This window comes from uncultured Eudoraea sp. (assembly GCF_947258525.1).
In the GTDB taxonomy this organism is placed as follows: Bacteria; Bacteroidota; Bacteroidia; order Flavobacteriales; family Flavobacteriaceae; genus Eudoraea.
In genome coordinates, this window is sequence record NZ_CAMYIP010000174.1 from 1 (window position 1) to 11,277 (window position 11,277).

The following is an 11,277-nucleotide window of genomic DNA, read 5'->3' on the forward strand; positions in this document are numbered from 1 at the left end:
TAGTGCTGCAAAAGCCTCATTGGTTGGTGCAAATACCATTAAAGGACCTGCGTTTACTAGGGCATTCTCCAGGTCAGCAGCTTGTACAGCTGCAACAAGGGTTGTATGATCTGGTGAACCAATAGCAATTTGTAATACATTAGGCGTTGATTCGTCATCTTCAATAAAGGCCTGACCTCCTTCTTTTGATAATTGCTCAGGCTGGGATGAGGTAGGAGTATTAGTTTTGGCCTCATTTTTACAGCCGACCAACAAAGCCAGCATAAAAAATGATCCTACAATAAGTCTTAATTTAGTTTTTGTTTTCATATGATTGTTTATAATGTTATAAGGTTCTAAAATACTCCAGGACAGCCCTTGCCTGTTCTTCGGTAAGACCCTGATTCGCCATTGGAGAGCCATTAAACTCTACCAACAAATCTTTGGCTAGTTGATCTTCTTTCACCATTTGTTCGGGATTAAGAATCATGTTCATAACCCATTCCGGTGTTCGTCTTTCAAGGATCCCGTCAGGGGCTGGGCCAATAAATTTTTTACCAATTCTATGGCATGCGAGGCACATTTGGTCGTATACTTCTTTTCCCGTAGCGGCCATAGCCTGATCTATTTCAGGGTTTAGGGTTAATGAGGCCACAGGGCCAACACCCTTATTGTCCAGATCTACACGTTCTGATGCTTTTGTTACTTCGGCATCTGGGGTAATCGCAGGCTTTTCCGTTTCTGTTTTTTGTCTTGTGACACTAAAACCGTCTTTTTTCTTTTCTTCTTTTCCTCCGCAACTCATCAAGATCAGAGCAAGCAGGAATGCGGCAGTTTTAATCAGTTGTTTCATTCGATTGTTTGTTTTATTTAATGGTCAAAAATAAGTTTGGAAGCACAAAAAAAACATGATATTAATCATATAAAGGATAAAAATATCTTTTTATCCTTGTAATGAAATTTTATACAAATAAAATGCTGTCAAATTCATCCAAATATGCCCTAAAAGCTGTAATGTATCTCGCCCTCCACACAGAAGAAAACAATAAAATGATGGTTAAGGATATTAGTGAAAGAATCAATGTCCCAAAAGCATACATTGCCAAACTATTACAGGAACTTGCCAAGCGTAAAATTATCTCATCGGCTAAGGGACCTAAAGGGGGTTTTTATAGTAGTCCATCAAATAAAAACCGCACCATAATGGAAGTTATAGAGGTTATTGACGGGAAAAAAAAGATGGAATCCTGTGTGCTGGGTTTGGAAGACTGCAATGAGCAACACCCATGTCCCATCCATAGTTTAATAGGTCCTTTAAAATCAAAAATGATTGATCTCCTCGATAGTAAGACCATAAATGACCTGGCTCAGGATTTAGCACTAAATAAGGTCTTTTTGCCAATTTAATTAACTTCTTGGAGTACTTCTTAAAAAAGTGTAATTTAAACTGCTTAAACAACAACACATCAACTATAAACTCCAACATGAGCAAGAACCAATCAAGAAGAATCTTTTTAAGGCGTGCTGGTTTGGGAGCCGCTGCAATTTCAACAGCACCGCAAATTTTAGCTTCCTCCTATAATCAAAAACTATTATTAAACAGAACCTACGAAGAAAATACATTTTCTATAAATGATCAGATAAATCTGGCATTAATTGGATCCGGTATCCAGGGAATATACGACACCACTGCCGCATTAAAAGTGCAGGGTGTTAAGCTTGTAGCAGCCTGTGATCTTTACGTGGGCAGGTTAGACAGGGCAAAAGAACTTTGGGGAGAGGATATAGCCGTTACCAGAGACTATCGGGAGATACTAAATCGTAGCGATATTGATGCGGTCATTGTAGCCGTCCCGGATCACTGGCACAAAAAAATAACCATTGATGCCATGAAAGCAGGTAAAGCTGTTTACTGCGAAAAGCCTATGGTACAAAATTTTGCAGAAGGTCATGAAATAATTAAGGTTCAAAAAGAAACCGGTGCACTCTGCCAGGTGGGAAGTCAGGGAATGTCTTCTTTAGGAAATGAAAAAGCGCGACTGCTCTATGAGGATGGAGCTATTGGTGACCTGGTACTTCTTGACATGTATAATGACCGTTATTCTTCAGAAGGAGCCTGGCAGTATCCAATACCGCCTGATGCTAATCCGGATACCGTAGATTTTGACACCTTCCTGGGAACCGCACCAAAAGTCCCGTTTGATACCACACGTTTTTTCAGATGGCGAAATTACAGGGATTACGGAACAGGGGTTGCCGGAGATCTGTTTGTTCATGCCTTTTCAACATTGAATTATATCATAAGTTCAAAAGGCCCTTCACGGGCAATTTCTACAGGCGGTTTGCGCTACTGGAAGGATGGACGTGATGTACCGGACGTTACCTTAACTTATTATGATTATCCTAAAACTGAAACTCATGCCGCTTTTAATGCCTCATTCAGGGTGAATTTTATTGCAGGATCTGGTGGCGGAGGCGGCTTCAAACTGGTAGGAACGGAAGGAGTTATGGAGGTAGGTTACAATTCAGTAAAACTTGTTCGCTCTAAACTGGGAATGACTCCGGGCAATTATTCCATGATTGCTTTTACCGAAGCAACTCAGGAGAAAATAAAGAAAGAATACGCTTCAAAAAACTTAGAAAGCAGAGAATCTGCTATGAAGACAGGGGAAATACTCTGGGAAGCTCCCAGAGATTACAAAGGTGGCCACTATGACCATTTTTACAACTTCTTCCAGGCTATCCGTGGTAAAAATACAATAATCCAGGACCCTAACTTTGGCCTTAGGGCAGCAGGTGCCGCCTTATTGGCCAATGAAAGTTACTATAGTAATAAACCCGTTAACTGGGATCCTTTGGGCATGAAATTAACCTAATTATGAAAAATCTGATTGTTTGCTTTTTGATAGTTTTCACGATACAGTTTAGTTATTCCCAGGCTGATCCTATAAATGTAATTGTTTTTGGAGCACACCCCGATGATTGCGATGTAGATGCAGGTGGCACGGCTATTCTACTGGCAAGTATGGGCCATAGGGTAAAATTTGTTTCCCTTACCAATGGGGATGCCGGTCATTATAACAAAGGTGGTGGTACATTGGCAAAAATCAGGATGGCTGAAGCCAAGGAAGCGGGGAAACGTTTTGGGGTTGAGTATACCGTAATGGATAATCACGACGGGGAACTTATGCCTACGCTGGAAAACAGATTGAAGGTTATCCGTGAGATCCGAAAATGGAATGCAGATGTAGTAATAGCTCCCAGGCCAAATGATTACCACCCGGATCACCGTTACACTGGTATCCTGGTTCAGGATGCAGCCTATATGGTCATTGTACCAAATGTTGCAGCCGATACTGCCCCATTAAAAAAGAATCCTGTTTTTTTATATTCCGAAGATCGCTTCCAACGTCCTAACCCTTTTGAACCAGACATTGCTGTGGCTATCGATGCTGTTTTTGATCAGAAAATTTACGCCCTGGCCGCACATGAATCGCAATTCTTTGAGTGGCTTCCCTGGACCTCGGGAAATTTAGATAAGGTTCCGACAGGAGAAAAGGAACGACTGGAAATGCTGGCTAACTGGAGATCAAATGCACCAAACAAAGTGGCAATGGAGGCTCTTAAAAAATGGTATGGCGCTAAAGCCTCTGAAATAAAACATGTAGAGAGTTTTGAAATTTGCGAATACGGGAACCAACCTTCAGATGAGGAATTGAGAAAACTATTTCCGATGCTCAAAAATTAATGATGCAACACTTGGCTGCTAAATCTTTATCAGGCCCCTATTAAATATAATTCAGATGTCGTCACAAATAAATAAAGGGGAATCGTTTTGGATCCCCCTTTATTATATCAAATTAAATATTTAACCTAAAACTATATTTTGAATGTAATCACCGGAATTTTAGAATGATTGGTAATATCCTCTCCTATACTTCCCATAAAGAAATGCGAGAGTCCTTTTCTGCCATGAGTAGGAATTCCGATTACGTCGGCTTGGATACTTTCACTAAAATTTAAAACACCCTTTTCTACACTGTAATCATTATAGACAGTTACTTCCTTCCCGGCACCGGCTTTTTGCAAATACTTATTTACTTTTTCATATGCGTCCTGTGTACTTAAAAAGTTATCTCCCGGTGTATTTATATAGACCAGGTGCAGTTTAGCCGATAATTTATCCGCAAACTCTTTGGCTCTTTTAAAGGCAACAAGGCTTTCATCCTTAAATGCACATGCAAATACAAAATTTTCAGCCTTGAAATCTTCCATTTCATCTTTAATTACAAGAACCGGAATATCAGAATTTCTAACTACTTTTTCGGCATTTGACCCTACAAATATTTCTTTAAGTCCATCGCTACCATGTGAGCCCATAATAATCATATCTGCCCCATGTTTTTCCGCAACATCATTAACTTCACTAAATACTTTGAAGTGCTTAATAATAGGTGTTACCTTCTTTACACCCTGCAAATAAGGTTTATCTAAAAACTCGTTTATCCGCTTTTCCGCCATTTTAATGAGGAATACGGTTTGTTCAGGATGAAATCCTTCCGAAGATGAAATCATTGCTTCATTTAATTCGAGCATATGCAAAGCTATAATTTCAGAGCCGTGCTTTTTTGACAGGTTAGCCGCAACTTTTAAAGCATTTTCTGATTGCTCAGAGAAGTCAATTGGTACTATAATTGTTTTCATTTTCTTAGATTTTAAGGTGAATAAACACTTTTTAAATAGTCATGGAAAACAACCTGGTTTCAGGTGCTTTCCTATGTAATAACAAATCAAAAGCCATACATATGTTTCTTATGAAGGGCCTTCCCTTTTCAGTAACTTTAATACTATTAACGCTAATTTCAACTAATTCGTCTTTCTCCATTTCTTTAAGCCTGGTCAAACCCTGTTCTAAAAACTCGAAATTCTTACTTTCAGGATCCCAACTTGTCTCAAAGCTACACATTAAATTCAATATATGTCTTCTTATAATTTGATCTTCCTCGGTTAAAATATGTCCTCGATAAATAGGTATAATATTATTTTCTACCAGGTGTTCATATTCCTCCAGGCCTTTAACATTCTGTGCAAAGCTATACCAGCTATCACCAATACTTGATACGCCAAGACCAATCATCAATTGGGTTTTAGAAGCCGTATACCCCATAAAATTCCTATGAAGTTTTCCAGTTTCCATTGCAGTGTATAAGGAATCGCTTTCCAACGCAAAATGATCCATTCCAATTTCGTGGTAACCCACCTCAGCCAATAAGGATTTTCCACTCTCGTACTGGTTACGTTTTTCTTCCGCTGTTGGAAGGTCTATATCATTGTATCCTCTTTGCCCGTTACCTTTAAGCCAGGGTACATGGGCATAACTATAAAAGGCCAAACGATCTGGCATTAACAATTTGGTTTTTAAGATGGTATCCTTAACATGTTCCAGGGTTTGATGCGGGAGTCCAAAGATTAGATCGTGGCCTACTGATGTATATCCAATTTCACGAGACCATTCGGTAACATCCCTTACTTTTTCAAAAGGCTGAACGCGGTGAATTGCTTTTTGTACTGTTTGGTTATAATCCTGTACACCATAACTCACCCTTCTAAAACCAAGATCAAAGAGTGCTTTTAAATGTGTCTTTGTGGTATTATTTGGATGTCCTTCAAAACTAAATTCATAATTTTCAGCTCTTTCTGCATGCCTGAAAATTCCGTTAATCAATATTTTAAGGTGTTCCGGAGAAAAGAAAGTCGGTGTACCACCTCCTAAATGCAATTCTTTAATTATGGGTTTAGAATCAAAAAGTTTACAATATAAACTCCACTCTTTTAATAAGGTACTTATATAAGGTTTCTCTACCTCATGTCTTTTTGTAATGCGCTTATGACAACCACAAAACGTGCACATTTGTTCACAAAAGGGTAAATGAATATAGAGACTTATACCCTCAGTGGAATTGCTTTCTTCAAAACTTCTCTTTAGGGTAGATTTCCAGTCTTTTCCAGAAAAAGTTCCCATATTCCAATATGGAACAGTAGGGTAACTGGTATAACGCGGTCCGGGGATATTGTATTTGTGTACTAAGTTGCGCATCTATAAAAGGGTTTCTAACAAATCTATTTGTTTTATGTTCAATATTATATGACATAAATCAGTTTTAAATTATGGTTAAATCTTAATTGAGTTTAGAATTTCACTTATAAAAACTTATTTTTGCGGCCATAACAGAAGATTTATGACTCTTTTACTTATGGCAGCCGGAAGAGGTAGCCGATATGGAAAACTTAAACAATTTGACAGCCTGGGGCCTAAAGATGAATTTCTTATGGAATTCAGTATATACGATGCATTAGAGAATGGTTTTGATCATATAGTCGTAATTACACAAAAGGACAATGTTGATTTTTTAAAGAATTACCTGTCTCCAAAACTACCAAATCATATAAAGCTCGATGTCCTTTCGCAGGAACTTTCAGACCTTCCTGAAGGAACCGGATTCAAAGGAGATAGAAGTAAACCCTGGGGAACTGCCCATGCGGTTTGGACTGCCAGACATGTCATTAAAGATTCTTTTGCAATTATAAATGCGGATGACTACTATGGAAAGGGAGCCTATAAAAATGCGTCAAATTTTATAAAAACAAGAGAAAACAAAGATTCGTATGCTTTAGTAGCTTATACCCTTTCTGATACCCTGTCAGAATACGGCTCTGTATCCAGAGGAGTTTGCAAAAGGGATGGAAATAAGTTGCATTCGGTAGTGGAACGCACAAAAATTGAAAAAGTGAACGAGGGGCTAACAGACACAGATTCCGGACTTCACTTTAGTGGAGATGAATTGGTAAGTATGAATTTTTGGGTTTGCAATCCTTCTATTTTTGACCATATTGAACATGATCTTCGAATATTTATGGAGAATGAAGAAAACATTGCCGGAGGTGAAGTATATATTCCTTTTGTTATTCAGAAAATGTTAGAGCAAAATGAAGTAAGTGTTGAGGTAATACCTTCAGATAGCAAATGGTTTGGAATAACTTATGCTGATGATAAGGAAAAGGCTATGAAAGAATTGCAAAACATGACTGAAATTGGAGAGTACAGGTCCCCACTATGGCCTGTTGAATCTTCATAGACTCTAGCGATGGAAAGCAATGGTCCCGAAGCTGTATTGCCATATTTTTCCATTGAAAGAAGGGACTATAAAATACGACCCATAAGTCAGGGATATATTAATGATACTTACGCTCTCCTGCAAGATGCGGACCCTTGTTATATCTTACAACGGTTAAACCCTAAAGTCTTAAGCAATATTGACGTAATGATGCAGAATATTCATTATGCGTTGCCCTACCTGAATGATGAAAATTACCACCAAATATCCCTTATAAATACTGTTGATGGGAAGCCCTATTTAAAACTCAGTGAAAGTGAATGTTCCATTCCCTTTTGGAAGAGGCTCCTATGGATAAAATTAAGGATTCCATACCAGGATTTCATGATCTTTCATTGCGTATCCGACAATTTGAGGAAGCCCTGGAAAGTGCAACTACAGACAGATTAAAAAATGCGTCTGAGTCCATTCTAATTGCACAAAAGACACTCAATGAACTAAGTCTTTATGATCCCGGAAACTTGCCCGTCAGAATTTGTCATAATGATACCAAACTAAATAATATCCTTTTTGATAAAACGGATAAACGAGCACTATGCCTTATAGATCTTGATACTATAATGAAAGGGTATTTTCACTACGATTTTGGTGATGCCGTGCGAACTATAGTAAATACTGTTGAGGAAGATGAAAAAGACCTCAGTAAAATAACATTTAACAAAGAACTCTTTGAGGCATTTATTGACGGCCTGTGCATGAATTCGGAATTCCTGACAGAAGCAGAAATTCAATATTTGGCACCAGGGGTAAAAATAATGCCATTTATGCATGGAATCAGGGCATTAACAGATTATTTACAAGGAAATATCTACTATAAAGTTACTTATGAAAACCAGAATCTTGATAGGAGCCTAAGCCTGTTTGCCTTTACCACGAACGCTTCAGAGCATATGGAATACATGCAGGAAATTATAGCTAAGAAATTTAAGAGGGCTGGTCTTATTTAAAAGCGTTATGACCTGTAATGTCTGCTCCTGTTATTAACAAATGTATATCGTGAGTCCCCTCATAGGTGATAACACTTTCCAGGTTCATCATATGGCGCATGATACTATATTCACCGGTAATACCCATGCCTCCCAGAACCTGCCTGGCTTCCCGGGCTATTTTGATTGCCATTTCAACATTGTTGCGTTTGGCCATAGAAATTTGTGCGGTAGTAGCCCTCCCTTCATTTTTTAATTGTCCCAGGCGAAATGCCAAAAGTTGTGCCTTTGTTATTTCGGTAATCATTTCTGCCAATTTCTTTTGTTGCAACTGAGTTGCTGCAATTGGCTTTCCAAATTGGATTCGTTCCTTGGCATAACGAAGGGCGGTATCATAGCAGTCCATAGCGGCGCCAATGGCACCCCAGGCAATGCCATATCGTGCAGAGTCCAGACATCCTAAAGGCGCTCCCAGCCCATTTTTACCAGGCAACAGGTTTTCTTTAGGAACTTTGACATTATCAAATATTAATTCACCTGTTGCGGAGGCCCTAAGCGACCATTTATTATGGGTTTCCGGCGTTGAAAATCCTTCCATTCCCCTTTCCACAATTAATCCGTGAATTCTACCTTCTTCATTTTTAGCCCAAACAATAGCAATATCGGCAAATGGGGAATTAGAGATCCAGAGCTTTGCTCCGTTTAATAAATAATGATCTCCTTTGTCTTTAAAATTGGTTACCATCCCGCTGGGGTTAGATCCATGATCTGGTTCGGTTAAACCAAAGCAACCCATATGCTCTCCGGTAGCCAATTTAGGTAAGTACTTTTTTCTTTGCTCTTCCGTTCCATATGCAAATATTGGGTACATGACCAGGGAAGACTGAACCGAAGCCGTAGAGCGAACTCCACTGTCTCCACGTTCAATTTCCTGCATAATGAGTCCATAGCTAATTTGGTCCAGGCCGGCTCCGCCATATTCTACAGGAATATAAGGTCCGAAGGCTCCAATTTCTGCAAGTCCGCCTATAATTTGTTGAGGAAATTCTGCCTTTTGGGCAAATTCCTCAATTATTGGGGTGATATCGCGTTTTACCCACTGACGGGCGGCATCGCGCACTAATTTGTGTTCTTCACTTAAAAGCTCATCAAGGTTATAGTAATCCGGTGCTTCAAACAAGTCTGGCCTCATTCGTAAAAATTTTTTTCAAAGGTAGTTAAAGGAATATAACAAACCAATGAAGAGAAAGGACATTTTATAACAGAAATTAGCTTTGAAACGAAGAACTATGAATTAATAAATTCTGCCAAAAGCCTGTGAAAATGATGTACTCCTTTTTCCCGCGATGGTGAGAATCTGCCTGCCTTATAAAAACGGGAGCGAATACCCTTCTGCACACCTTCAACTACTTCTTCATCTTCCATTTCTACCTTATCTAATTGCGAACCAGCCCCTTTATCTAATTTCGAAGAGTCATAAACATAGCTATAGAAGGAGACTTTTGTCTTATTCATTTCAAGGGGCTGGACCAAATTTACGGAAACACCCCAGGGATAAAAGTTGAACATCATATTTGGAAATATCCAGTAATAATATGCCGCAATTTTCTTTCCATAATCCGGATGATTTTCAGGAAGATCAAAGACCTCTTCGGTACCTTCTGCATATCCTATCTGTAAATTCATATGGTCATGCAGAATAGTATCATAGTTACCGTAATCTAACACTGCATTCAAATCATCGTGGACAAATGGGATATGAAAACCTTCCAAATAATTATCACAATACAAGGCCCAGTTTGCATTTATAAAATAGTCCTTCTTTCGTTTTTCATCAAGTTTGAATTCCTGCAAAGGCAAAAACCCTATCCTTTTATTCATGCTATCCAATACCTCTTGCAGTTCAAAAGCAGGATTGAGGCCTACAAATAAAAAAGGTCCCCAATACTGCAATGGAAATTTTTTGAGGTTGTCACATGGCCTTGGAAAATTCTCAACATTTTCAAATTCCGGCATATGCTCCATTTTACCATGAAGATTAAAGCTTCGCCCGTGGTAACCGCAAATAAGTTTTTTTGTAGCCTTAGCACTTTCAACAACCAAATTCCCGCGATGTGTGCAGACATTGGTAAGACAAGAAAGCCTCTCTGCCTTATCCCTGGTTAAAAGCATGGGTTCAGTTAAAAATTTATCCAGTAAAATAAATGGATATGTATTATGGTCGGAATCCACCAGACCTTCATGTCCAATCCATTGCCAGGACCTGTAGAATATTCGCTCCCTGACTGCCTCAAAAAAATCCGGATTGCGATAAAAAGAGGCAGGTAAGGTTTCTGCTTTAGTTATATCCGGATCAATTCTAAGTTTTTCAGTCACGAGTTATATAATTTGTACATTTAAAAATATATAAATCTTTTCAGAACCAACCTAAACCAATGAACCAAAACAAGAATAATAAAAAACTGGGCTTATGGATGAGCACATCTCTGGTAATCGGCAATATGATTGGAGCAGGTGTTTTTCTAATGCCCGCAGCACTTGCTGCTTACGGAGGAATAAGCATTATTGGGTGGGTGGCGTCTTCATTGGGTACTTTTGTACTGGCTTTGGTTTTCAGTAGGCTCAGTAAATTGTTCCTCGATAAAAGTGGGGGGCCCTATGCTTATACCAAGGCAGGCCTAGGGGAATTCGCCGGATTTTTGGTGGCCTGGGGATATTGGATTTCTGTTTGGGTTGGTATGGCTGTAATGTCCATTGCCTTTGTAAGTGCTTTAACCGTTTTATTCCCAATATTGGAAAATAATTCGCTGGCTTCTGTGCTGACCGGTCTTAGCGCTATATGGTTCCTCACCTGGGTAAACTCAAGAGGAGTCAGAGAATCGGGGAAAATACAGGTTGTTACAACATTACTTAAACTAACCCCAATACTAGTGATTATTGTTGGAGGCTTTTTCTTTTTTAATATTGACAACTTTATACCCTTCAATGTAAGTGATTCATCTAGTTTTGAAGCTATTGCTATAACATCTACTATGACCCTCTATGCCTTTTTGGGATTTGAGAGTGCTACCATTCCGGCAGATAACGTAAAAGACCCCGGAAAAACCATTCCCAGAGCCACTATCCTGGGAACATTGATTACTACTATGGTTTATATATTGGGAACAATAGCTGTCATGGGGATGGTGCCTCCAGGA

General features: G+C 39.0%; 12 protein-coding genes. 6 read left to right on the forward strand and 6 right to left on the reverse strand.

Features of this window, described 5'->3' with window-relative positions:
- Together Q0X89_RS13065 and Q0X89_RS13070 are read right to left on the reverse strand one after the other, a co-directional pair.
- Positions 1-309, reverse strand: a 309-nt coding sequence (locus Q0X89_RS13065; RefSeq protein ID WP_297694879.1) for a fasciclin domain-containing protein, incomplete at its 3' end; no start/stop codon positions are given.
- Positions 310-325: 16 nt separating this feature from the next.
- Positions 326-832, reverse strand: coding sequence for a cytochrome c (locus Q0X89_RS13070; RefSeq protein WP_297694881.1), 507 nt, complete (start codon positions 830-832; stop codon positions 326-328).
- Positions 833-933: 101 nt separating this feature from the next.
- Here Q0X89_RS13070 and Q0X89_RS13075 point away from each other — a divergent pair, with 101 nt between their 5' ends.
- The 3 genes from Q0X89_RS13075 to Q0X89_RS13085 all read left to right on the forward strand — a co-directional run bounded on the left by Q0X89_RS13075 (position 934) and on the right by Q0X89_RS13085 (position 3,727).
- The gene (locus Q0X89_RS13075) at positions 934-1,386 is read left to right on the forward strand and encodes an Rrf2 family transcriptional regulator (protein WP_297694883.1); all 453 of its coding nucleotides are present in this window, start codon (positions 934-936) and stop codon (positions 1,384-1,386) included.
- Between the two features lie 77 nt (positions 1,387-1,463).
- A complete protein-coding gene (locus Q0X89_RS13080; RefSeq protein ID WP_297694885.1) occupies positions 1,464-2,855 on the forward strand; it encodes a Gfo/Idh/MocA family oxidoreductase in 1,392 nt (463 codons plus the stop codon).
- A gap of 2 nt (positions 2,856-2,857) precedes the next feature.
- Complete coding sequence (locus tag Q0X89_RS13085; RefSeq protein ID WP_297694887.1) at positions 2,858-3,727, forward strand: PIG-L family deacetylase; 870 nt, start codon at positions 2,858-2,860, stop codon at positions 3,725-3,727.
- A gap of 131 nt (positions 3,728-3,858) precedes the next feature.
- Here Q0X89_RS13085 and Q0X89_RS13090 read toward each other — a convergent pair whose 3' ends face one another.
- Both Q0X89_RS13090 and hemN read right to left on the reverse strand, forming a co-directional pair.
- Positions 3,859-4,683: a universal stress protein gene (locus Q0X89_RS13090; protein WP_297694889.1), complete on the reverse strand. Its 825-nt coding sequence runs from the start codon at positions 4,681-4,683 to the stop codon at positions 3,859-3,861.
- A gap of 31 nt (positions 4,684-4,714) precedes the next feature.
- A complete protein-coding gene (gene hemN, locus Q0X89_RS13095; RefSeq protein WP_297694891.1) occupies positions 4,715-6,076 on the reverse strand; it encodes an oxygen-independent coproporphyrinogen III oxidase in 1,362 nt (453 codons plus the stop codon).
- A 142-nt stretch (positions 6,077-6,218) separates the two neighbouring features.
- Here hemN and Q0X89_RS13100 point away from each other — a divergent pair, with 142 nt between their 5' ends.
- The gene (locus tag Q0X89_RS13100; protein WP_297694893.1) at positions 6,219-7,115 is read left to right on the forward strand and encodes a sugar phosphate nucleotidyltransferase; all 897 of its coding nucleotides are present in this window, start codon (positions 6,219-6,221) and stop codon (positions 7,113-7,115) included.
- A 299-nt stretch (positions 7,116-7,414) separates the two neighbouring features.
- Entirely contained in the window at positions 7,415-8,101 is a 687-nt protein-coding gene (locus Q0X89_RS13105; protein ID WP_297694895.1) for an aminoglycoside phosphotransferase family protein, read from the forward strand.
- Here the strand turns inward: Q0X89_RS13105 and Q0X89_RS13110 are convergent.
- Positions 8,094-9,272, reverse strand: a complete 1,179-nt coding sequence (locus Q0X89_RS13110) for an acyl-CoA dehydrogenase family protein (protein ID WP_297694897.1) — start codon at positions 9,270-9,272, stop codon at positions 8,094-8,096. The genes Q0X89_RS13105 and Q0X89_RS13110 overlap by 8 nt on opposite strands.
- A gap of 95 nt (positions 9,273-9,367) precedes the next feature.
- Positions 9,368-10,456, reverse strand: a complete 1,089-nt coding sequence (locus tag Q0X89_RS13115) for an aromatic ring-hydroxylating dioxygenase subunit alpha (RefSeq protein WP_297694899.1) — start codon at positions 10,454-10,456, stop codon at positions 9,368-9,370.
- 59 nt (positions 10,457-10,515) lie between these two features.
- On the opposite strand from Q0X89_RS13115, the gene Q0X89_RS13120 reads away from it, so the two are divergent.
- A partial coding sequence (locus Q0X89_RS13120) for an amino acid permease (protein WP_297694901.1) occupies positions 10,516-11,277 on the forward strand: 762 nt, incomplete at its 3' end.